Here is a 21,634-nt window from a genome sequence, read left to right as displayed (position 1 = left end):
AAGCTATAGGCTTTGCCGATGAGCAGCTGGAATGAAGAGCCGCGGATAGTCCCGTCGCAGGGGGCGGAACTGGCAGTCTTCGAATACGGCCCGCAACCGGCACCGGATACCCCTACCCTGCTCCTGGTTCACGGCTACCCGGATGACCACAGCGTGTTCCTTCCGCTCATTCACGAGCTGGCAGAGACATGCCACGTGATCGCTTATGACACCCGCAATGCCGGGCAATCATCCCTCACCGGCAAGCCCGGGAGCTTTGTGCTGCCGACGCTGGTGGATGATCTTTACGCCGTGCTGGCCGCAATGGGTGCCTCGTCCGTTCACCTCGTGGGCCACGACTGGGGGTCCATCCAGGCCTGGGCAGCTGTGCAGGACCCACGCGCGGCGGGCAGGATCAGCCGGTTCACCAGCGTGTCCGGACCAGACCTGTGGCACTTTTCCTGGTGGCTGCGTCAACGGCTGCGGCAACCGCGCGGCTGGGCCCAACTGCTGGGACAGCTCCTGCGCAGCCTGTACGTTGCCTTCTTCCAGATTCCGGTGCTGCCCGAAGTGCTCTGGCGCTTCCTCACCGGCTCCTACGAGAGAGCCACCGGGCGGGCGGTAGGCAACAACCCCGTCCGCGGGCTTGCTCTCTACCGGGCAAACTTCCACGTCACGCGCCAACCGCCGCTTCCGGTATCGGTTCCTGTCCATGTGGTGGTCCCGGTGAAGGACCCCTTCCTTTCCCCGAAGCTGACCGACGGTCTGGAAAATTGGGTGCCCAGGCTCACCGTGACGAAAGTGAAGGCCGGACACTGGTTCCCGGCCACACACGCCTCCGACTTCGCGAAGCTGTTGCAGGAAGACCACCACGGCTGGAACAGCTAGGCGCGCAGAGTCGATTGGGTAATGTCTGTTTATGGACAGCAATACCCTGGTCAACTTCCTCCTGGTCCTCTTTTTTGTGTTGCTGGGCGGGGTCTTCGCCGGCACGGAAATGGCGCTGGTTTCCCTCCGCGAGAGCCAGGTGCGCCGAATGGAAAGAAGCGGAAAACATGGCGCCAGGATCGCCGCGCTGGCCGGCAACCCCAACCGCTTCCTCTCCACCATCCAGATCGGCGTGACGCTCTCCGGCTTCTTCTCCGCAGCCTACGGCGCCTCCACGATCGCCCCCGACGTCGTGCCCCTCCTGCAGGCCGCAGGACTGGGCACCGCGGCTGAACCGGTGTCCTTCATCGGCATGACGCTGCTGGTTGCCTACCTGTCCCTGGTGCTCGGGGAGCTGGTGCCCAAAAGGCTGGCCATGCAGAGCGCCGTCGGCTTCACGAGAGTCCTGGCCCCGTCCCTGAGCGTCCTCTCCGACATTATGCGGCCCGCCGTCTGGCTGCTGTCCGTTTCAACGGACGCGGTGGTTCGACTCTTCGGCGGGGATCCAAACGTGAAGCAGGAGAGCCTCAGCTCCGAGGAACTGTGGGACATGGTGGCTGAAAGCGAGTCGCTGGAGGAAGACAGCAGGAGCATCCTGTCGGACGTCTTCGGGGCCGCGGACCGTTCGCTGCAGGAGGTGATGCGCCCGCGGACCGAGGTGACCTTCGTCAACGGAAACCTGAGCATCGCTGACGCGCGCCACCTGGTCCGCGATGGCCCCTATTCGCGCTATCCCGTGATCGACAAAACGCCCGACGACGTCCTGGGCTTCATCCACATCCGTGACCTGATGCCCCGGGACGGGAAGTACAACGACGGGCTGGTGCGGGACCTCGCGCGGGAGATCCTTCCGCTGCCGGGAACCAACAAAGTTCTGCCGTCGCTGCAACGCATGCGCAGGCTGGGCCAGCAGATTGCGCTGGTGGTGGATGAGTACGGCGGCACGGACGGCATCGTCACCATGGAGGATCTCGTGGAAGAGTTGGTGGGCGAGATTTACGACGAGTACGACGCCGGCGCCGACCCCGAGGACCGCGTCACCAAAGCCGGGGAATCCCTCGAGGTGGACGGCGGGCTGATCCTTCAGGAGTTCGCCTCGGCGTCCGGGCTTGAACTGCCGGAGGGGCACTACGAAACGGTGGCCGGGTTCGTCATCGACAAGCTGGGCCGGCTTCCCCGGACCGGCGACCGGGTGGAGGTGGACGGGCACATGCTGACGGTGACCGCGATGGACAGGCTGCGGATCGCACGGATCCGCGTGACTCCTGGTTCCTTCGGTATACCCAGTTCCTGATGCTCCTGTAATGCTGGCAGCATGCGCCGCGAGCGAGGCTTACGAGCCGGCCAGGTCCTCCAGGACATCAAGCGCGACGGCGGTCCCGTCCTCTCGCCGTATGACCTCCCCTGCTTGCGCTGCCCGTGCCCGACATCCTGTTGACTGCGCCAAGGCAGCGGTAAGCCGGTCCTCCGTGAGCTTCCGGTACGGGATCGGTTCCGGCGCGAGGCCGCGGCGGTGCAGCAGATTCCCCCAGAACGGCTGATCGGCAATGAAGGGCACCACCACAGACGGAATACCCGCCCGGGCTACGGCGTGGACCGTCCCCGCCCCGCCGTGGTGGATGGCGGCCACGGCCCGCGGCAGGACATGGTGGTGGTTTATTGAGTCCCTGACCAGCACATCGCCGCCCCTTGCCGTTGTGGGGACCTCGATACCTCCCCAACCTCCTGCCACCAGGATGTTCAGGCCGCTTCTGCGGGCCGCCTCGATGACCGCTTCACCCCGTCGCGTGGCGTCACCGGACTTCATGGAGCCGAACCCCGCATACACAAAGTCGCCGGCGTCCATAAAGTCCTCCAGCTCCCCGTCCCCGTCCGCTGCCGCGGGCTTGGCAGTCCAGTGCCCCGTGAGGTGCGTAGTGTTTGGCCAATCGGACGGGCGGGGCAGCAAGTGCGGGCTCACAGGGACCATCGCGAGTCGGGTTCCCGGCCTCCGTTTGGTCCCCGGAGGCAGCATCTGCAGCGCAGTGTTCATTTCGCTCCTGAACATCAGGTTGGCTACGTTCGTTACCCGGTAGGTGGCACGGTTCAACGGGCCCAGGTTGGCCGTGGTGAGGAACGCCGCCGGAAAATCCCCTGTTGGGGTGAGTGGAACAGTCTCGACCAGGACGGCCGGCACGCCCAGGCTCTCTGCCGCGACTGGCGCGGTGAGGACCTTCGCATGATAGACCACAACATCCGGGCCGAAGGCGATTATGTGTTCCACGGCAGCGGACAGCAGTCGGCCCATGGCCGGCTGGATCAACTTCCGGAACGTTGCCCCTGCGGCCCACGGAGTAACGCCTTGATCGCTGATGAGCTGTGCGAAATCCATGCGCAGACTGACCGTGCCAAGGCCTGCAGTGTCCGCTCCGGAGTTATCTGGGACGGCGATCCGGACTTGGTGTCTCCTTGCGACGGCGGCCCGTGCCAATGCCAGGAAGGGCTCAACGTCACCGCGCGTGCCGGCGGTAAGCAGCATCATCTTCATTACGGGGTGCTCCATTCATGCGGTAAGGTCACGCCGGCGGAGGGAGTAGGCGGCCACAGCAGCCCCGCCGGCAGAGAGAAGAACCAGGCCCAGCGCCCCGGCGTGGTTGAAGGATTCCACGGGCATGGCCGAGGAGTGCCGGAACGGACTCACGTCCTGCAGCCACACCGGCAGGCCGAACAGCTCCCCGAACTCGCCCAGGGCAATACCTGCCGCCAGCATCCCCCAGCCGGCCAGGACGGCGAGCCGCGGTGCCAACGCGAAAACAACGGCGGCCGCGGCCAGGAACACCAACGCAGCGGGAACATGCGCCAGAGCCGCCGCAACCAGGATCCAGGCGGGACCGTTGGCGGTGCCGGATGCAGCCAAGCCGACGGCGGCAGCGACGCCCGCCGTCACGGAGACGCCAGCTGTGGAAAAGGCAGCAATCAACAGGTTGGCGCCGAGCCAGCGGGCCCGGGACACCGGCGCGGAGAGCAGAAGCTCAGCCCTGCCTTCGGCCTCTTCCGAGCGCAGTCGCAGCACTGCCTGAATACCCGCGGCTGCCGCGAACACTCCCGCCACACCAAGCAGTGCCGTGACGAACACGTCGATCAGCCCCGCCTGTCCGTCCGGCACCAGCCGGGCAATAAGGTCCTTCAACGGCGCCGCGCTGGACACGCTCTCACTCACCGCCGGGCCAAGGGCGCCTGCCACGGCACCCAAAGCCGCGGCCCCAACACACCATCCCGCCAGGGTGGACCGTTGCAGGTGCCAGGCCAGGCCTATTGAGGACGCGCCGCCCACTCCGGCGCGCTCCCGGCCGGCACGCTGGGGCAGCAGACTGGCACCCACGTCCCTCCGCCGTCGGATCATCACGGCCGCCATGCCCAGGAGCATTGCGGCAGCGAGCGGCACCAGCAGCGCTGATGGGTCGGGGCTGGTAAACGGCCGGGTGCGCTGGCCCCAGCCAATGGGCGAGAAAAGCGACGGCCAGGCACTGGTCACGTGCAGGAGGTCCGCCGCCGGAGTCCCGAGCGCGTCCCCGACACCCCGGAGCAGATATGCCGCACCCACCAAGCCCGCGGCTGCACCGTTCGCGCTCCGGCCCGAGGGCAGGACCTGGGCGGCCACGGCGGCAACGCCCACGAAGAAAACTCCGGCAACCCCGACGGCGGCACCGGCCGCTGCCGAGCCGGCACCAGGCAGTCCGGCCGCGACGAAAGCGGCAGCAACGAAGACGGCCAGCAGCAGGTTCGCGGCGGCCCCCAGCAGAAGCGTCGCGGCCAAGGACGCGGCCCGCGGGATGGGGACCGAACCGAGGAGTTCGGCCCGGCCAAGCTCCTCATCCGCACGGGTGTGCCGCACCACCAGGAAAGTGCTCATCAGTCCTGCCAGGACTGCCGTGAAGGCATAACCCTGGAAGAACACCACCGCGCCGACGCCGGTTCCGTCAGGGAGGCCGCGGAGGAAGAGAAATGCCGGATTCGATGCTGCCAGCGCCAGGACCGCCGCCTGCGCGGCCTTGTCCCCGAACTGCGTGGCGACCGCGGTGGACGTGGCAAAGCTGAGCAGCGTGATCGCCAGGATCCAGACGGGCAGCACCACCCTGTCCCGACGGGCCTGGAACAGGGCCAGCCGGAGCACGCCCCGCATCACTTCACCCCGCTCTCGGTGCCTTTGCCATCGCTGTAGTGGCGAAGGAACAGGGACTCCAGGGACGGCGGAGCGACGGAGAGTCCGCTGATTCCCGCTTCCGCGATACCGGCCAGCACAGCCCGCAGGTCCGCGGGGTCGGCGTCGAACTCCGCTGCGGTGCCGGCAATCCTGACCTCGTGCGTGCCGGGCAGCGTAGCCAGCCGTGCCGGCTCAGCCAGGCCCGTGACGCGGAAATGTGTGCGCTGCAGGTGCCGCAGTTCGCCCAGGGTCCCTGCTTCTACCGCGGCTCCGGAACGGATGATGGTCACCCGGTCGCAGAGTTGCTCCACCTCACTGAGAATGTGGCTGGACAGCAGAACCGTGGCTCCGTCCCTGCTGACCCGTGCTATCCGCCGGCGGAATACTGCATCCATCACCGGATCCAGGCCAGCGCTTGGCTCATCCAGCAGATACAGGGGCACCGGGCGGGCGAACGCCGCAATCAGGGCAACCTTCTGCCGGTTTCCCTTCGAGTAGGTACGGGCCTGCTTCCGCGGGTCGAACTCAAACTCCTCGATGAGCTCGCGGCGCAGCTTCCCATCGGCGCCACCGCGCAGGCCCGTGAGCAGGTCGATGACTTCCCCGCCCGTAAGGTTTGGCCACAGACTCACATCGCCCGGAACGTAAGCGACGTCCCGATGCACGGCAACAGGGTCAGCCCAGGGGTCCCGGCCGAAGACCCTGGCAATGCCCGCAGTGGCGTGGATGAGCCCCAGCAGGATCCTGAGCGTGGTGGATTTGCCAGCGCCGTTGGGCCCCAGAAATCCGTGCACCTCCCCGGGTGCCACGTTCAGGTTGAGTCCGTCCAGCGCCCGAGTCCTGCCGAAATCCTTGACAAGACCGCGGGCTTCGATGACGGGTTGTGTTGCTGCGTTCATGAGCCGTCCACTCCTCAGGTCGTCACGCGAACGCCCGTGGCGGTGCCAAGGCGTTCCGCAGGCAAAGCCCACGGGCCGACCAGGCTTCCCGGCTCTCCGATCCACAGCATACAAGCGTCGGGTCGGCCTTAGGAAGACCGTGTAGCCGCTTCGTTGGCAGTGAGGCCGGGTTGTACGCCAAGGACAACAAACGGAGATGCCGCGGACACCCTGCGGAAGGGTATCCACGGCATCATGTCCACCGGTCACTGATTCGACGGCGAGTCAGTTGGGTAGTGGACCCTACTTGTCACAACCGATGCCGTCGCGGTCCCTGTCGAGATGCGTTCCGTAGCCCGGCGTGCCGGCATACACCGGTGCTGCGCCTGCTGCCCGCGCCGCTGTGCAGTTGGCGTAGTACGCCGCTGCCGGTGCGGCGGGAGCGGGAAGCGGAGCCGGAGCGGGTGCCGGGGCAGGTGCCGGTGCAGGTGCGGGCTTTGCAGCTTGTTGAGCAGCCTGCGCTGCTGCCGCCTGGTCCGCTGCCGTCTTATCGGCCGCGGCCTTGTCGGCCGCTGCTTTATCTGCCGCTGCTTTGTCTGCCAGAGCCTTCTCTGCGGCAGCCTTGTCAGCGGCAGCCTTCTCGGCGGCTGCTTTGTCAGCCACGGCTTTCTCGGCGGCGGCCTTTTCCGCCGCGATCTTCTCGAGGGACTTGACGCCGAGATGCACCGTGGAGCCCTCGGGGACGCTGGCACCGTCCGCGGGGTCCTGGGACGTCACCTGCCAGTTCTTCTCGGAAATGATCAACTTGCCGTCGGCGGTGTCCTCCGCTTCGACCTCGAGCCCGAGGGCTTCCAGCTGCTCCTTTGCTTTATCCAGGGTCAGGCTCATCACGCTGGGAACCGTGACGGCCTCTACAACCGCCGCAACAGCAGTGGCGGTTTCTGTTGGCTGCACTGCAGCCTGATTGGTGCCGCAACCGGTCAGCATAAGGCCGGCCAGCACAACTAGTGTCAGCGTCTTCTTCAATTTTTCCCCCTAGGAAATGTAGGTGATGGTGATGCAGATGGGGCGTTGCAGCCCCAGACTTTGGGTGGCTACTCGCAGGCGACACCGTCTGAATCGCGGTCGAGCCCGGCGCGGTAGCCGGCCTGTCCGGCGAAGAGCGGCGCGGCACCTGCAGCCCTGGCCGCTGCGCAGTTCGCGTAGTAGGCGGCCGCGGCTGCCGGGGCAGCCGGAACAGGGACGACAGGGGCGGGGGCAACCGGTGCGGGAGCCACGGGCGCCTGCTGGTTCGTCGGCGCCAACTGCGCGGAGCAGTCAGCCAGGATATTGGCCATCGCGTTGTGCTCCGCCTGCGTGACCCACAGGCTGTACGTTGCCTTCACCGAAATCTGGCGGGCGACGTACTCGCAGCGGAACCCCTTGTTCGGCGGCAGCCAGGTCGCGGCGTCGCCGTCGCCCTTTTTCATGTTGGTGGGACCGTCCGTTGCCTGCAGGTTCAGGGGATCATTGGCAAACGCCGTCCGCTGCTCCGTGGTCAGCTGCTGCGCCCCCTTCTGCCATGCATCGCTGAGCGCCACAACGTGGTCGATCTGGACCTTGCTGCTGGTGGCACTCCCCCGCAGGAAACTGATGCTGGTCCCCGTGTACGGATCCGCCAGCGTGCCGGATTGGACCTTGCAGGGGACGCTGTTCGTGTAGGTGATCCCGGCCAGGTCACGCTTGAGGATGTCGTTCCGGGTATCGCAGCCGTTGCGATCAACGTCCGCCCACGCCTGCCCGAACAGCCCGCGGTCATACCCTGTCTTGGGCGCCCGGCCCTTGATGGGGAGGCTGGCCAGCAGGTCGATCGCCTTCGTGGCGAAAGCAGGCCGGGTCTTCGGCGCAGCCACCGTGACGCCCGCCCCCAGTTGATGGAGGGCCTCGGCGTCCAGCGGCGCGCCTGTCTCCTGCGCTGTTGGAACGGACGACGGCGTCGGCCTCGCTTCCACAGCTGCGCCCGCCTTGGCAGGCGTGGGCGCCGCCGAGCTGTCTGACGTGGCAGCGTCAAGGTCCGCAGCAAATACCTGCGGCAACGTGGCTGCGCCGGCAACAAAGAGTGCAAAAGAAATGGCGAGGGCTATGGTTCCCGATTTTCGCGGCCGCCCTGGCCCCCGCCCTGACCCCGGAAATCTTGCTGATCCCGGCAGCGTCTCGTCGTTCGACACTATTTCCCCCGAAAAAAGGCCCGGCAATAAGCCGGGCCTTTGCTAAGCCGCATTGGTTATAGTTCGAGCCTATTTCCCGCAATGCGGGCGGGCCCTGAAACTGCGGCAAAGCTGGGACAACATTGATGCCGTCTTGATCGACTCTTGAGGAGCAAAGCCCGCAGGGACGAAGCTCCCACGGGCTTGTCGCCGAGGGCTATGCGCGCTGGGTAATGCTGAGGATGTTTCCCTCGCTGTCCAGGAACCAGGCACCCTTGCCCCACTCAGAGGTGACAACGCCGTTCTCCGTCTTCAAACCGGGCTGGTCATAATCCTCAAACTTGACGCCGCGGCCTCGCAGTTCCTCCATCTCGCGATCGAGGTTGTCCACTTCCCAGCCCATTTGCGTGTTCTTCGCCGAACCTGCGTTGTCGGTCTGGTAAACAAGGAAGCTGGTCCCACTGCCGCAGCGGTACACCAGGCTGTCCTCCTCCATAGCGCCGGATGATTCCATGCCGAGCTTGTCCCGGTAGAAATCCTTCGCCCTGTTGATGTCCTTTGCCGGCAGGACAGCCATGATCGCTGAATCCTTGAGCATGATGATTCCTTCTGTTGATTGTTTATCGCATGATGGCGATGCTTTCCCCCGTTAGCGTTCCCGGGCTCTTATGTCCGGAGCCGCGAGGCCGTCCGTTCCGCCTGCTATGGACGGCCACCTGGGACTCTGAAGCGCCCCGCCAGCCGTCTTTGGCACGAGGGTCCCCGAAGCGTATGAGGCCATTATGGAACTGAATGGCGGCTACGGAAATAGGGAATTTATCTCTTGGGCTGTCGCCTTTGCGCTGTCTTTCGTCATCATTGCCCGGGTGTGGATGTCCCACCACCCGGATTTCTTCCGGATCCGGGAATTCAGCTCCAGACTGGCCTGGCTGAACATGCTGCTGCTGTTTTTTATCGTGATGCTGCCCGCCACCACGTCAGTGCTCAGCGACTACGGCGGAAACCCGAATCCGTGGCCCAGTGTGCTGTACGCCGCCACGATTTCCGGCGTCTACCTCACCCTCGCCGGTCTGTGGAGTTATGCCTGGCGCAAGGGCCTGACTGATGACACGGTGGGTGCCCTTGAGCACCGTCGCATCTTCCGCCGCAAAGCGGCGGATGCGGGGTGATCGTTGAGCGCGCCCTGGAACTGCTCGAGCGTGCCGGCCACCGGCCCTGCGGTCTACTGGTGCTGACTGCCGGCTTCCTCGCCCGACTTATCGCGGGCCTCCCGCAGATGCTGCTCCAGCTTGGCTTCTGCGTCCCTGCGGCGGTAGCCGATGGACCGGGCCTGTTCGGCGGTGGGATGGCGGTGCTCGCGCTCCCACGCATGGTCATTCACGCCCGTTGCAGGCACAGCGGCGTCGTCCACTTGGTTGTTTTCACCCATACCGGATGGTCTCACATGGAGTGTGGGCAGCGACACATGTACGTGGTTGTTTGAGCACCGTATTTCCGGAATTGCACGGATGTCTCTTCCCCACCCGGCCGCCGAACCGGGGAACCATAGGCCCTGGAGAACCAATGTTGTTGAATGTTTCACAGCACGGGCGAAGGAGGAGTTATACAGATGAGCTACGAAAAGGACCCCCGCGTCGATCAGTATGTCGATCCCCTCCCGCCCTGGCAGCAAGACATCTGCCGGAAGGTGCGCGACCTGGTCCACGCAGCCGATCCCGCCGTCGAGGAAACCATCAAACGCACCGTGCAGCCGTACTTCGTCCTGCAGGGCAACATCTGCGCGCTGCTAGCGGCGAAGGACCATGTGAACGTTTTCCTGTACGACGGCGGCATCACCCCGGATCCGCACCACATCATCACTGCAGGCCACGGCAACAAGACCGGCAGGATGATTTCGTACCACGAGGGTGAGCCCATCAACGAGGAAGCCCTGGTGGAGATGTTCCGTGCGATCATCGCCAACAACCGCGCCGGCGGCTGGCGGAAGCTCAAAGCTGGACAGTAGGCGCCTCGGTCAAGGACATGCTGGTGACCGTGACACCGGAAGTTGGACTGCGAGGTGGGAGACCTGCTGGTGACAAGCCCCTCCATGGCAGGCTAACAATCGACCGGCTGCCCAGGCTCCCGCCCGGCCCTGACCATCCGTATTTCGGGCACCCTTTCCCATTCGGGCGGAAGCAGGCCCCGCTTTCCGTCCGGCCGGAACCCGTGCCTGCGGTAGAAGGCTTGCGCCCTGGGATTGTCCTCCAGCACCCAAAGGTACGCCGCTGACTCCCCAATGGCGGCACCTAGCAGGGCCGCCCCCAAACCCCCGCCCTGCGCACGGGCCAGGACGTACATCGAATACAGCTCCAGCGCAGCGGGACCTTCCTCGTCACGGCCCGGGCCGGCGTCGGCAAGTCCCACCACCTCATCGTTGGCGTCCAGGGCGATGATCCGCGGGTGCGGGACGTCCAAATACTTGCGGCGGCGATCCACCCGTTCCGGAATCTCCTTCCGGCGGGCGGCGAAGAACGCCGGGGACAGCAGGTGAGGGTAGCACTCCTCGTGGGACCGCGTGTGCATCAGCACCACCGCCTCCGCGTCCTCAGGAGTGGCCTGGCGAAGAACGTAATCCATACTCCAGCCTAACCAAGCGCCCCGCCTCTCCTCCCGGGCGGGGTGCCCTTCCTGCCGCTTGGTGACGCACGTCTACCTCCCGGACCTTGCCCTCCACAGGACTCCGCAGCATACTTATTAGCAGAACTAATTAGCACTGCTAAGCATCTTCAGGAGGCGCAACGCGAGCGTGACCACCACCAAAACCAAGAACAGCGCAGCGACAGAAACGGCCAGCCCCGACAGCCTGGCCATAGACCTCCGCACAGCCGTGATGAGAACATCCCGCAGGCTCCGCGTCGAGGCAACCGGCGACGTCATCACCCCGGGCCAGTACACGGTGCTGGCCCAACTGCACGGCAACGGCGCGCAGACCCTCCGTGCCCTCGCCGAACGGGAGCACGTGCAGGCCCCCTCCATGACCCGGATCGTCAACGCCCTCGCCGAGCAGGGTTTCGTGTCCAGGGCCGCCAATCCCGACGACGGCAGGCAGGTTCACGTGGATATCACCGACGCCGGCCGGGCGGTCCTGACGGAGGCCCGGAACCAGCGGACAGCGTGGCTGGCCCAGCGGGTGGCCGGCCTAAGCGAGGAGGACCGGCTGGTCCTGAGCCGCGCCGCGCATCTCATGCAGGAGATGAGCGCAAAATGAGCGCCATGTTCCGGGCCCTGGAAAACCGCAACTACCGGATCTGGGCCGGCGGGGCGCTGGTGTCCAATGTCGGCACCTGGATGCAGCGGGTGGCGCAGGACTGGCTGGTGCTGACCGTCCTCACGAACCATTCGGGCGCTGCCGTCGGCATCACCACCGCCCTGCAGTTCCTTCCCATGCTGCTGCTTGGCCCCTACGGCGGCGTGCTGGCGGACCGCTACCGCAAGCGGGTGATCCTGCTGTGGACGCAGGTGGCCATGGGACTGACCGGGCTGGGACTTGGCCTCCTGGTAGTGACCGGCACTGCCCAACTGTGGCACGCCTACCTGGCCGCCCTTTGCCTCGGAATCGCCGGCGCCATTGACGCACCGTCGCGCCAGGCGTTCGTCTCCGAGCTCGTGGGACAGGACAACATTTCCAACGCGGTGGCACTGAATTCCGCGTCCTTCAACACCGCCAGGCTGACCGGCCCCGCCGTCGCCGGTCTGCTGATCGCCTGGGTGGGCACCGGGCCGGTGTTCCTGATCAACGCCGCCAGCTTCGCCGCCGTCATCATTTCGCTCTTCCGGATCCGCACCCCGGAACTGGCCCCGGCCGCCAAGGCCAGCCGCGGCAAACACCAGGTCGCCGAAGGCGTGCGCTACGTCCGGCAGAGGCCGGACCTTGTGCTGATCATGGTCCTGGTGGGCATCCTTGGCGCCTTCGGCATGAACTTTCCCATCATCAACGCGCTGATGGCCACCGTCGAGTTCGGGATGGGCCCCGGCGAATTCGGACTCCTCGGCTCCATCATGGCGGTGGGCACACTGGCCGGCGCGCTGCTCGCGGCGCGCCGGGCGGGGCCGCGGCTGCGGTTCCTGCTCGGCGGGGCGCTCGGGCTCGGGTTCTTCACACTCCTGGGCAGCGTGTCGCCGTCGTTCTGGCAGTACGCCGCAGTGTTGATCCCTGTCGGGCTGGCGTCCATCACCTTCCTGAACAGCTGCAATACCAGCATCCAGCTCTCGGTGGAGCCCCGGTTCCGGGGGCGCGTGCTGGCCCTGTACCTGGCGGTCCTCCAGGGCGGAACCGCCGTGGGGGCACCGCTGATGGGCTGGATCGGCTCGGAGTTCGGCGCGCGCTGGTCGGTGGCCGCCGGCGGTGCGGTGGTTCTGGTGACCGCGCTGGTCGCCGTGATCGTGGTCAGCCGCCGGAGCAGCATGACCTTCCGGGACAACCTTCGGATCGTGTTCCGGCGGCGGCGGCGCGAGCCGGCGGTCTAAACCCATTTAGACAAAGAGAAGGAGCGACAGCACCTGTACCCGCATCCCACAGATGTTCGTTCTACGCCACAAGACGACCCGCACTGTCACGTCGGCTGCTAGTTCCGCGGCACGGACCGGTGGAGAAGCTTGAAAGTTTGCCAGCTCTCCTCAGTGGACGCGAGGCTTTTCTGCGTCCGGTCCGGATCCACTCTTGCCAAGGTGGCCACGATCCCCTGCTGGGCAGCCATCGCAGCTGTCAGGGACGGGAAAAAGGAAGTTCCTTCAGCAGGAACCAGGACAATCTCGTCAGCGGATTTTTCAAGCGCAGGAGAAACGTTATCCGCGAGGACAACTACCTTGCTCCCCCGTGCTTTAGCTTCCGCGGCCGCGATGACAGCAACGTCATAAAGCCTCCAGTACGAACAAACGATAAGGGTGTCTGTTTCAGTCATACCCGCCACGTGGTTGGCAACCATCGCGGGGCTATCCAGGAGCTGCCGCACTGGGTAGCCGGCGATTTGAATATTGTGGACCAAAGCGTGGCCCACCGCAGAAAAGCTGCCCTGGGCAGTGACGTAGATGTTTTTGGATGCCGCAAGGATCTGTGCGATGCGGTTGATCCGCTGTTCGTCGGAATTGCGCAACGATGTTGCGAGTGAATCCGCATCCTGCCGCAAGGAGGCCCGAAAGGGGGACTCCCTGGTGCTGTGCGTCTCAGAAACCTGCAACACCGACAGGTGTGCCAAGTACCGCGCCCGCAGGTCCCTTTGCAGGTCAGGCCAGCCCGTGTAGCCCAAACGCTGCGCCAGTCTGGTGACGCTGGAAACGCTGGTGCCGGCCAGCTCGGCGAGCTCTGCGGCAGGCGCAAAACTTGCCTTAGCCGGCTGCGTGGTCATGAGCCTGAATACCTGCTGCGTACTTCCCCCCAAGTCTTTGCCCGGGAGGAGGGACCGCAACCAGTCGTCGACCGAGTCGGCATCTCCTATGGCGGCTACCGGACCAGGATTCGCTGGCAAACCAACTCCTAATTGCAAAGTTACTTGCAGGTATGTATTGAGTGCACGAATTGTTGCACCTAGTATCTCATGTTATCTGCATCACTTACCTTAGCCCTCAGGAGATTCAAGGTGTCCCTTTCCGCGCGGCTCGACCGCTTGCCCCTGAGCAAGCCCCACTATGCATTGCTGCTGATCGGAGGCCTCGGCTACACCTTCGACGGAATGGACAGCGCAGTTGTAGCCTTCCTTCTGCCGGACGTCCGGGAGGCCTTCTCCCTGTCTGCGGTCCAACTGGGCTTGGTTGCTTCATCAGCGCCGTTCGGGTTCCTCTTCGGCGCATTCCTCGCTGGTTACTTGGGTGACAAGCTCGGCCGGAAGGCTGTGATGATGTATGCGCTGGCGTTGTATGCGACGGCGTCATTGGTTGCAGCCATGTCCTGGAACTTCGAGGTTTTCCTCGTTGCCCGCGTTTTGGCCGGCTTGGGGGCAGGAGCAGAAAGCGCCATCATCGCGCCCTTCCTGTCAGAGTTTGTGCCCAGCTACAAGCGAGGATGGTTCCTTGGTGCGCTGGCCGGTTTCTTCTCCTTCGGATTCGTAGGGGCGGCCCTCATTGGACGTTTTGTCGTGCCAGTGTTTCCCGAGGGGTGGCGGTGGGCGCAGGTAATCACCTTCATCCCGATCGTTATGCTGCTGTGGTGGCGGCGCTCCTTGCCTGAATCACCCCGGTTCCTCATGAACGCAGGGCGGCAGGCCGAAGCCGAAAAGGTTGTAAAGACTTTCGAAGACAGGGTCCTTACTGCCACCGGGAAGGATCTGCCGCCCGTAGATCCACATCATGCTGTGGAACCAGAACCTGAAAAGTTTTCATTGGGCAAGGCCATCAAATTCCTGTGGGGCCCGCAGATGTGGCGAATAACTTCGGTGACCTGGTTGATCTGGTTTGTTATCACATTCTCCTACTACGGCTTCTTCTCGTGGATTCCGACGCTGCTGATCAGCAAGGGCCTGACGGTCACCACAAGCTTCACGTTCTCCCTGTACATCTACCTTGCACAGATTCCGGGGTACTTCAGCGCTGCCTGGGTCAACGAAAAGCTTGACCGCAAGTACACAATTGCCATTTACCTCATCGGCTCAGCCATCAGCGCATTCTGGCTTAGCCAGATGTCGGACCCGATCCTCATTACTGCAGCTGGTATCGCCCTCTCCTTCTTCCTCAATGGCACTTATGCCGGCGTATATGCCTACACCCCGGAGGTATACCCCACCTGGCTGCGGGCAACAGGCGTCGGGCTGAGTTCCTCGTTCGGCCGGGTGGGTTCCATCACCGCACCCTTGCTGATCGGCATTTTCGCTACCCAGTGGGGATTTGTCGGAGTGTTTGGTATGACCACGGCAGTACTGGCCGTTGGTGTCATCTGTACCTTGCTTTTCGCGGTGCGGACAAAGGGAAGGTCGCTGGAAGACATCACGATGGAAGAGATAAAGGGAAAGGAAGCCGTGCGCCATGAAGGGTAACGAAATCTCCAACCTGGAGGCCGTCGAACAGGCGGTGAAAGACGAGGTCGGATTCAGGCTCTTCACGATCCTGGCATTCCGGGACCAGGGCCGGCAAATGGAAAGGATCTATTCCTCCCACCCCCGCGAATACCCAGTGGGCGGACGGAAGGACGTCAGTCGCGATGTCGCTAAAGACTGGTTGGATGCATGCCTGGTTGAGAAAAGGCCCTTCTTTGGGCAGACCCGAGCGGACGTAGAGCGCATCTTCAAGGACGCTGACCTGATAGCCAGCCTTGGCTGCGGATCCATTATTAATGCTCCGATCCTGCTGGCTGACACCACAGTTGCCGCGCTAAATGTCCTGGACGCCGAGGGCGCCTATACGAGCCAGGATGTTGACAAGGTGCTGGAGATAGCACGCAGATACACCGCCACCATTGTGGAAGCAACAGGAGAATAGCTAATGGCAAATGACCTACTCATCAAAAACGCTTCGTACCTCGACGTCGCCGAAGGGCGCTACGAACACGGAGACATAAAGGTCTCGGGTGGTTCGATCACGGAGATCGGGTCCGACCTGCCGGCAGCGGGCGAAACGGTCATAGACGCGGCGAACAAGTTTGTCCTGCCCGGCCTTATCGATTGCCATGTCCATGTGACAGCAGCAACCGCGGATCTGGGGCAACTCGGCGAATGGTCTCCAAACTATGCTGCCTTCAACACAGCCAAGCTCATGGGGGAAATGCTGGACCGCGGCTTCACCACTGTGCGGGACGCGGCCGGTGCAGACTTCGGCATCCACGATGCGCAGGCAGAGGGACTCCTTCGCGGTCCGAGGCTGTTTTTCGGTGGTAAGGCCCTCTCACAAACCGGAGGCCACGCAGACCCGCGTCCCCGCGGGCGGGATTCCTATGACGCCGGTTCCTGCTGCCCGCATATCGGTCGCCTGGCTGATGGCGTGGACGCAGTTAGACAAGCCGCCAGGGACGAACTCCGCAAAGGCGCCCACCACATCAAAATCATGGCTGGTGGAGGCGTTGCCTCTCCCACTGACCGGATCGACTCCACCCAGTACTCCCTATCTGAAATTGAAGCTGCCGTGGAGGAAGCGACAGCAGCGAACCGCTACGTAACAGCCCACGCCTATACGGGCCGGGCCATCAACCGGGCACTGCGCGCTGGAGTCCGCGGTATCGAACACGGCAACCTCCTCGACGACGAGTCACTGGAACTGTTCAAAGAGTTCAACGCATTTCTGACAATGAACCTGGTGACTTACTGGGCATTGGAAAGGGAAGGTCGCAAGTTCGGGCTGTCCCAGGAGAACTGGGAGAAGGTTGCAGCCGTCCTCGATGGCGGCTACGAGGCGTTGGGCAAAGCCCATGAAGCAGGCATCAACCTGGCCTACGGGTCGGACCTGCTGGGCGGGATGCAGGTACACCAGGCAAAGGAATTTACTGTGCGGGCGAAGGTGATGCCGGCGATCGATGTCATCCGCAGCGCCACGACCACGGCCGCAGCACTGCTCCAACGCGACGGCGAACTTGGCGTCATCGGCGTGGGTGCTCAAGGTGACTTCGTCATAACCTCCGAGGACCCGCTGAAAGACCTGGCGGTGCTTGCAGAATCACGTCTGGACTATGTCATCCAGGGTGGCGCAGTGGTCAAACAGGGACGTTCAGCGGCGGCCTAGGCTGGAGCGGCACGCGCCGCTCTCCACCTGGTCTTCAAAGAACCAAAACCTGCCGGCAGGTTCCTTCAGGCGCCACCGCATTAGTGCGGTGACTGATGCCAGTAAGGACCTGCCGGCAGCCGCCGATCAAGCAAACGACCGCCTGTTTAACTGCCGGACACGGCCGGGCCCAGCACCACGTTCACCGGCTCCTTGCCCTCCAGCATCAGCCCGATCTGCTGCCTAATCAGCCGAACCATCCGCGGAAACATCGCCGAGCTCGCCCCGCCCACGTGCGGTGTGATCAGCACACCGGGGGCGGTCCACAACGGATGATCGGCCGGCAGCGGCTCCGGGTCCGTGACGTCCAAAGCTGCCCGCAAACGGCCTGATGACGTCTCCGCCAGCAACGCTTCCGTGTCCGCAACAGGGCCTCGGGCCACGTTCACCAGCAGGGAGCCATCGGGCATGGCGGCGAGGAACTTCCCATCCACCAGCTGCTGCGTCTGCTCGCTCAAGGGAACGCTGACCACCACGATGTCGTGCAGCGGCAACTGCTCGTACAGCGAGTCAATCCCGAAAATCTTCCCGCCGGAGTCCTCGCGTGCGCGGCTGGCCATCCGGGTGACCTCGGTTTCGAAGGGCAGCAGCCTGGCCTCGATGGCCTTGCCCACTCCCCCGTAACCCACCAGCAGCACGCGCCGGTCCGCAAGGCTGGGCCGCTGGCTGTTGGCCCAGGTGCCGCTGGCCTGGTTTCGCACGAAGTCCACCATCCCGCGCTGGCTGGCAATCATCATCCCCAGGGCGAGCTCCGCCGTCGATGTCTCGTGGACGCTCGCCGCGTTGGCGAAAAGGGAACCGCTGGGCAGAACGGCCTCAACGCCGTCGTACCCGATGGACTGGCTCTGGATCAGGCCGACGTCCACAGACTCCAGCGCCGTCAGCACTCCCGGCCCGCGCATGTACGGCGGCACCACGATGTCGAACCGCCCTGCCGGAGCCGGCCCGGAGAAGTCCCACAGCAGGAACTCGACGCCGGGAGCCGGCTCCAGCGCCTCCAGCAGTTTCTGGTCGGGAACAGAGACCCGCAGCGGCCCGGTCATGCCGCCACCATGGGTTTGAGCGAGGAAATCATAAACGTGATCCTAATGGGCTGATTGGCAAAAAGCAGTTAGATGACTCCCCCGCCGCCCACCTCACGCAAGCAGGCGGGCCGTTGCCAGGACTATCCCCCGCTGATCTTCGTAGTGGCTGGCCAAGGAACCGTCCAGCTCCTTGAGCCAGTCATTGCCGGGAGCTTCGAGGACCGTATCATCCATGTCCAGGACTGCTGGTGCCCTGAGGAATTGCTGCGCTGCGAGCGCTGCCCGGTGCAGCAACAGTTCATCAATACTCACTGCCAGGCCAGAGCCGTGCTGATACCCGGCCAGGAATGCTTCGAGGAGTTCCGGGTGCTCGGGGGTGCCCGGACGTTGGCCGAGGAGGTCGCGCACAGCTGAAGCTATGTCCGCTGCCATGGGCATCACGCCGGACTCGTCAAGGTCGAAGCAGGTTGGTATCCCACGGGACCATCGGAGGTTGTCGAGTTCAAAGTCACCGTGGCCCACCACGGGCGTCCGCCCTAAATCCAGGCCTTCGCACAGTACGCGCAGGGCCTGTGCAGCGTCCCGCAGGTCCTCATCGGGGTGGGCAATCAGGCGGGCAAACACGTCCGTCTGCTCCTGTTGTTCCGCCGCCACGGGGCCTGCGGCGTGATGAAACTTGGCCAGGGCGGCACCCCAGGCGGCGGCAGCCCCGGCGTCGAGCTCGTCCACGTCCAACTCGTCACCGTCGGCCCTTCGGACCACGCACGCGGCCGTCTCACCGAGCGGGGTGGGCATAGTCTCCACCGGCAGGCCCGCCCGCGAGCGCACGAGTTCGGCCACCGGGGCTCCGGCATCGCTGAGCCGGGCCTGCAGCTGCGCTCCGCGCTGCAGTCGCACTCCTGCCGCGGACCCGGCTGGAGCGAAGCGCGCGTACAGTACTCCCCGCTGGTCACCGCCAGGCGGGATAACAAACACATGGGCCGCCGAGGAGCGCCAGTACCGCAAGCTGCCGGCAGGAATGTCCCAGTGCCCACCCACCGCATCCGCCAAGGGCGAGCACCACGCATCATCAACAGTGGCCCGCAACCCGGATATCTGACTCAACGGCAGCATGTGGACCATCCTGCCACGCCTGCACGCACTTCAGGACCCCGTGCCTTCCATCCCAGCTGCTCGCCAAGGCCCCGGGGCTAGCCCCACCAGCCAGCGCCTAAGCAAGGCAGGAATGCACCCGCACGTTTTCGCCGGGCTAGCGGGCTCTGAAATTGAGAAACCCCTTGATAGGTGACCATATGGTCACCTATCATTGGTCTTATGGATGAAGTGTTCAAGGCGCTCTCCGACCCCACCCGGCGGGAGCTGCTCGACGAACTCTTCCGCGAAGACGGGCAGACCCTCAGCGCTCTTGAGGGCCGCTTCGAAATGACCCGCTTCGGGATCGCCAAGCACCTCAAGATCCTGGAGGAAGCGGGACTGGTGGTAACCCGCCGTCGGGGGCGTGAGAAGCTGCATTTCCTGAACCCGGTCCCCATCCGGCTCGTCCACGACCGTTGGGTGAGCAAGTATGCAGAACCATGGGCCGCTGGCCTCAGCGACCTCAAATCCAGATTGGAAAGTCCCATGGAAAAAATCTTCGAAATCTACATCAAGACCACGCCGGAGCGGCTCTGGGAAGCCATCACGGACAGCGGGATCCGCAGCAAGTACCAGTTCGGGAACACCATCGAGGCCGACTGGACGCCGGGCGGGCGCTTCACCATGAACAACGTCAAGGCTGGGGCGCCCCTCGGTGAAGGCGAGAACCTTGAGGTGGACCCGCCGCGCCGCCTCGTCCAGACCATGCGCGCCCTCTGGGGTGAGGACGTGAAGGCAGAGGGTACTTCGAAGATCACCTGGGACATCGAGCCGGTCGGTGACTCCTGCCGCCTCACCGTCACGCACAGTGACCTTCGCGAAGGGGCCAACGAGCAGCTCTACGGCGGCTGGCCGATGATCCTCTCCGGCCTGAAAACCTGGCTGGAAACTGGTGAGAAACTCACCACGCCCGGTTCACTGATGTACACGTGACGGGCAGGCTGAAGGGGTGGGGCGCTATCCGGCCGGCGGCCGGTTGGTGCCGTCCCATCCCCTGCGCCGTAGGTTGCGCGTGGCCACCAGCGAGCCGCCGATGAACAGCACGCCCAAAACCACGATCGCGACGCCCGCGTAGAACCATCCGCCGCGGCCGAAAATCATCAACGCCGCGCCGAGAATGCACAGGCCCTTAGCGGTGATATCCAGGTACAGCTGCGCCTTTGGAGAAGCCATAGCTCCACGATAGACCCGACTCTCCGCCATGATCCGGCTAATCCGTCCGCTGCCGCCACAGCAGGCACAGGCCGAACGTCACCAGGCAGAGGGCCAGCATGGCGAGCACCATCCTGGCCCAGTTTTCCTGGTGCACCCCGTCGGCCGCGAACACGCCAATCATCACGGTGGCGGTGATGGCGCCGACGTACCGGCAGGTCTGGTAAATGCCGGCCGCCACACCCCGTTCCTGCGGCCGCGTAGAGACGAACATGCCCTGGTTGGTGGCGATGCTGACCGTTCCGTACGGGACCCCCATCAGTGCCGTCAGCACCACCACCAGCGGGATCACCAGGGTGCCGGTCAGCAGCCACATCAGGGCGGCCACCGCGGTCAGGAGTACGACGCCGGCAATCAGCACGTGCCGCACGCCGAACCTTCCCATGGCCTTGACTGCCCACGGCGTTGCCACGACAGACATCGTGGCCAGCGGCAGCATCAGCAGACCCACCACGCCGGGATCGTAGCCGCCCGCTTCCTGCAGCAACTGGGGCAGGCCGAAGAACACGAAGTAGTAGACGCTGCTGAACACCGCGAAGCCCAGGTACACCAGCATCAGGGGACGGTTGCGGCCCAGCAGCCTCAGGTCCAGGAACGGCCGGTTGAAGCGCAGCTCGCGCCAGGCAAACAGGGCCGCGATCGCGGTTCCGGCGGCCAGCATCCACCAGCGGTAGCCCGGCGCTACGTTCAGCGCGGCCATCATCACCAGCAGCAGGGCGGACACGAAGGCCAGGATGCCCGGGATGTCCGAGTCCCGGACCAGCTCGGCAAGGCGGCCGTGTTCCCGGGCTTCGTCCGGCGGGGCAGCCTGCCGCACGATCAGCAGTGCTGCGAGCGCGAGCGGCACGTTGATCAGGAACAGTGCCTCCCAGCCCACAAAGCCCACCAGCAGGCCGCCCACCACGGGCCCCACTGCCGCCGCCGATGTGTTGGCCATCTGGAGCCGGCCCAGCAGACGGGCGGAGTCGACGTTCGCTTGGTGGGCAACAGCCCCCACCATCACCACCGCGCCGGGATACGCCGTGGCGGTGCCCAGCGCCATCACCGCCCGGGCCACGCAGAGCAGGGCGAAGTTCGGCGCGAGCGGTGCCAGGGCGCAGGTGACGGCCACCAGTGCCATGCCCAGCATGAACATCCGCCGCGGTCCGAACCTGTCGGCCAGCCTGCCCATCACCGGCTGCCCGGCGGCCGAGGCGAGGTAAAAGGAGGTAACCACCCAGGTGACGGCGGCGACGTCGAGCCCAAAATCTGCGCGGAGCACCACCAGGGCGACGGCGATCATCGAGGAGTTAAGGGGGTTCAGCGCCGTGCCCAGGCTGAGGCCGGCGACGGCCAGGGCAGTCCGGGGATTGTTGCTCACGGAAACAGTCTGGTGCACCGGCCCGGGCG

Annotated in this window: 23 protein-coding genes; 10 read left to right on the top strand and 13 right to left on the bottom strand. The window is 64.6% G+C overall.

Annotated features, from left to right (window positions below; all coding sequences use genetic code 11):
* Window positions 1-18 precede the first annotated feature (18 nt).
* Together M1E07_RS05825 and M1E07_RS05820 are read left to right on the top strand one after the other, a co-directional pair.
* Window positions 19-867, top strand: coding sequence for an alpha/beta fold hydrolase (locus M1E07_RS05825; protein WP_461189316.1), 849 nt, complete (start codon window positions 19-21; stop codon window positions 865-867).
* A gap of 31 nt (window positions 868-898) precedes the next feature.
* Complete coding sequence (locus M1E07_RS05820) at window positions 899-2,200, top strand: hemolysin family protein (RefSeq protein ID WP_461189315.1); 1,302 nt, start codon at window positions 899-901, stop codon at window positions 2,198-2,200.
* Between the two features lie 39 nt (window positions 2,201-2,239).
* Here the strand turns inward: M1E07_RS05820 and M1E07_RS05815 are convergent, their stop codons facing one another.
* From M1E07_RS05815 to M1E07_RS05790, 6 genes are all read right to left on the bottom strand, one after another.
* Window positions 2,240-3,433, bottom strand: a complete 1,194-nt coding sequence (locus M1E07_RS05815) for a glycosyltransferase (RefSeq protein ID WP_461189314.1) — start codon at window positions 3,431-3,433, stop codon at window positions 2,240-2,242.
* Window positions 3,434-3,448: 15 nt separating this feature from the next.
* Window positions 3,449-5,068, bottom strand: coding sequence for an ABC transporter permease (locus tag M1E07_RS05810; protein WP_461189313.1), 1,620 nt, complete (start codon window positions 5,066-5,068; stop codon window positions 3,449-3,451).
* Window positions 5,068-5,988 (bottom strand): ABC transporter ATP-binding protein, encoded by a 921-nt coding sequence (locus tag M1E07_RS05805; protein WP_461189312.1) that lies wholly within the window; start codon window positions 5,986-5,988, stop codon window positions 5,068-5,070. The genes M1E07_RS05810 and M1E07_RS05805 overlap by 1 nt, the downstream gene beginning before the upstream one ends.
* A 282-nt stretch (window positions 5,989-6,270) precedes the next feature.
* Window positions 6,271-6,993, bottom strand: a complete 723-nt coding sequence (locus tag M1E07_RS05800; protein WP_461189311.1) for an excalibur calcium-binding domain-containing protein — start codon at window positions 6,991-6,993, stop codon at window positions 6,271-6,273.
* Between the two features lie 68 nt (window positions 6,994-7,061).
* Window positions 7,062-8,042 carry a GmrSD restriction endonuclease domain-containing protein gene (locus M1E07_RS05795; RefSeq protein ID WP_461189310.1) on the bottom strand — a complete coding sequence of 327 codons (981 nt, stop codon included), beginning with the start codon at window positions 8,040-8,042 and terminating at the stop codon, window positions 7,062-7,064.
* A gap of 328 nt (window positions 8,043-8,370) precedes the next feature.
* A complete protein-coding gene (locus M1E07_RS05790) occupies window positions 8,371-8,751 on the bottom strand; it encodes a VOC family protein (RefSeq protein ID WP_461189309.1) in 381 nt (126 codons plus the stop codon).
* Window positions 8,752-8,935: 184 nt separating this feature from the next.
* On the opposite strand from M1E07_RS05790, the gene M1E07_RS05785 reads away from it, so the two are divergent.
* Window positions 8,936-9,322, top strand: coding sequence for a TMEM175 family protein (locus M1E07_RS05785; RefSeq protein WP_461189308.1), 387 nt, complete (start codon window positions 8,936-8,938; stop codon window positions 9,320-9,322).
* A 53-nt stretch (window positions 9,323-9,375) separates the two neighbouring features.
* On the opposite strand, the gene M1E07_RS05780 is transcribed toward M1E07_RS05785, so the two are convergent.
* Window positions 9,376-9,582, bottom strand: coding sequence for a hypothetical protein (locus M1E07_RS05780; RefSeq protein WP_461189307.1), 207 nt, complete (start codon window positions 9,580-9,582; stop codon window positions 9,376-9,378).
* A gap of 180 nt (window positions 9,583-9,762) precedes the next feature.
* Between M1E07_RS05780 and M1E07_RS05775 the strand changes: the two genes are divergently transcribed.
* Entirely contained in the window at window positions 9,763-10,158 is a 396-nt protein-coding gene (locus M1E07_RS05775; protein ID WP_461189306.1) for a DUF1801 domain-containing protein, read from the top strand.
* A 92-nt stretch (window positions 10,159-10,250) separates the two neighbouring features.
* On the opposite strand, the gene M1E07_RS05770 is transcribed toward M1E07_RS05775, so the two are convergent.
* Window positions 10,251-10,772 (bottom strand): GNAT family N-acetyltransferase, encoded by a 522-nt coding sequence (locus M1E07_RS05770; protein WP_461189305.1) that lies wholly within the window; start codon window positions 10,770-10,772, stop codon window positions 10,251-10,253.
* Between the two features lie 169 nt (window positions 10,773-10,941).
* Here M1E07_RS05770 and M1E07_RS05765 point away from each other — a divergent pair, with 169 nt between their 5' ends.
* Both M1E07_RS05765 and M1E07_RS05760 read left to right on the top strand, forming a co-directional pair.
* The gene (locus M1E07_RS05765) at window positions 10,942-11,403 is read left to right on the top strand and encodes a MarR family winged helix-turn-helix transcriptional regulator (RefSeq protein ID WP_461189304.1); all 462 of its coding nucleotides are present in this window, start codon (window positions 10,942-10,944) and stop codon (window positions 11,401-11,403) included.
* A complete protein-coding gene (locus M1E07_RS05760) occupies window positions 11,400-12,662 on the top strand; it encodes an MFS transporter (protein WP_461189303.1) in 1,263 nt (420 codons plus the stop codon). Before M1E07_RS05765 ends, M1E07_RS05760 begins: the two co-directional genes overlap by 4 nt.
* A 98-nt stretch (window positions 12,663-12,760) precedes the next feature.
* Here the strand turns inward: M1E07_RS05760 and M1E07_RS05755 are convergent, their stop codons facing one another.
* A complete protein-coding gene (locus M1E07_RS05755) occupies window positions 12,761-13,540 on the bottom strand; it encodes a MurR/RpiR family transcriptional regulator (RefSeq protein ID WP_461189302.1) in 780 nt (259 codons plus the stop codon).
* Between the two features lie 231 nt (window positions 13,541-13,771).
* Here M1E07_RS05755 and M1E07_RS05750 point away from each other — a divergent pair, with 231 nt between their 5' ends.
* Genes M1E07_RS05750 through M1E07_RS05740 form a run of 3 tightly spaced genes read left to right on the top strand, consistent with a single transcriptional unit; the run spans window position 13,772 to window position 16,835 of the window.
* Complete coding sequence (locus M1E07_RS05750) at window positions 13,772-15,160, top strand: MFS transporter (protein WP_461189301.1); 1,389 nt, start codon at window positions 13,772-13,774, stop codon at window positions 15,158-15,160.
* A complete protein-coding gene (locus M1E07_RS05745; protein WP_461189300.1) occupies window positions 15,150-15,602 on the top strand; it encodes a hypothetical protein in 453 nt (150 codons plus the stop codon). The genes M1E07_RS05750 and M1E07_RS05745 overlap by 11 nt, the downstream gene beginning before the upstream one ends.
* 3 nt (window positions 15,603-15,605) lie before the next feature.
* The gene (locus M1E07_RS05740; RefSeq protein WP_461189299.1) at window positions 15,606-16,835 is read left to right on the top strand and encodes a metal-dependent hydrolase family protein; all 1,230 of its coding nucleotides are present in this window, start codon (window positions 15,606-15,608) and stop codon (window positions 16,833-16,835) included.
* 146 nt (window positions 16,836-16,981) lie between these two features.
* Here the strand turns inward: M1E07_RS05740 and M1E07_RS05735 are convergent, their stop codons facing one another.
* Window positions 16,982-17,917, bottom strand: coding sequence for a 2-hydroxyacid dehydrogenase (locus tag M1E07_RS05735; protein ID WP_461189298.1), 936 nt, complete (start codon window positions 17,915-17,917; stop codon window positions 16,982-16,984).
* Between the two features lie 93 nt (window positions 17,918-18,010).
* Window positions 18,011-19,012 carry a phosphotransferase gene (locus M1E07_RS05730; protein ID WP_461189297.1) on the bottom strand — a complete coding sequence of 334 codons (1,002 nt, stop codon included), beginning with the start codon at window positions 19,010-19,012 and terminating at the stop codon, window positions 18,011-18,013.
* Window positions 19,013-19,213: 201 nt separating this feature from the next.
* Between M1E07_RS05730 and M1E07_RS05725 the strand changes: the two genes are divergently transcribed.
* Window positions 19,214-19,966: an ArsR/SmtB family transcription factor gene (locus M1E07_RS05725; protein WP_461189296.1), complete on the top strand. Its 753-nt coding sequence runs from the start codon at window positions 19,214-19,216 to the stop codon at window positions 19,964-19,966.
* Window positions 19,967-19,990: 24 nt separating this feature from the next.
* On the opposite strand, the gene M1E07_RS05720 is transcribed toward M1E07_RS05725, so the two are convergent.
* Complete coding sequence (locus tag M1E07_RS05720) at window positions 19,991-20,206, bottom strand: hypothetical protein (RefSeq protein ID WP_461189295.1); 216 nt, start codon at window positions 20,204-20,206, stop codon at window positions 19,991-19,993.
* A 37-nt stretch (window positions 20,207-20,243) separates the two neighbouring features.
* Window positions 20,244-21,605 (bottom strand): MFS transporter, encoded by a 1,362-nt coding sequence (locus M1E07_RS05715; RefSeq protein WP_461189294.1) that lies wholly within the window; start codon window positions 21,603-21,605, stop codon window positions 20,244-20,246.
* Window positions 21,606-21,634 lie beyond the last annotated feature (29 nt).

It is taken from the genome of Arthrobacter sp. Z4-13 (genome assembly GCF_054792705.1).
This window is presented reverse-complemented; position numbering and strand designations above follow the sequence as displayed.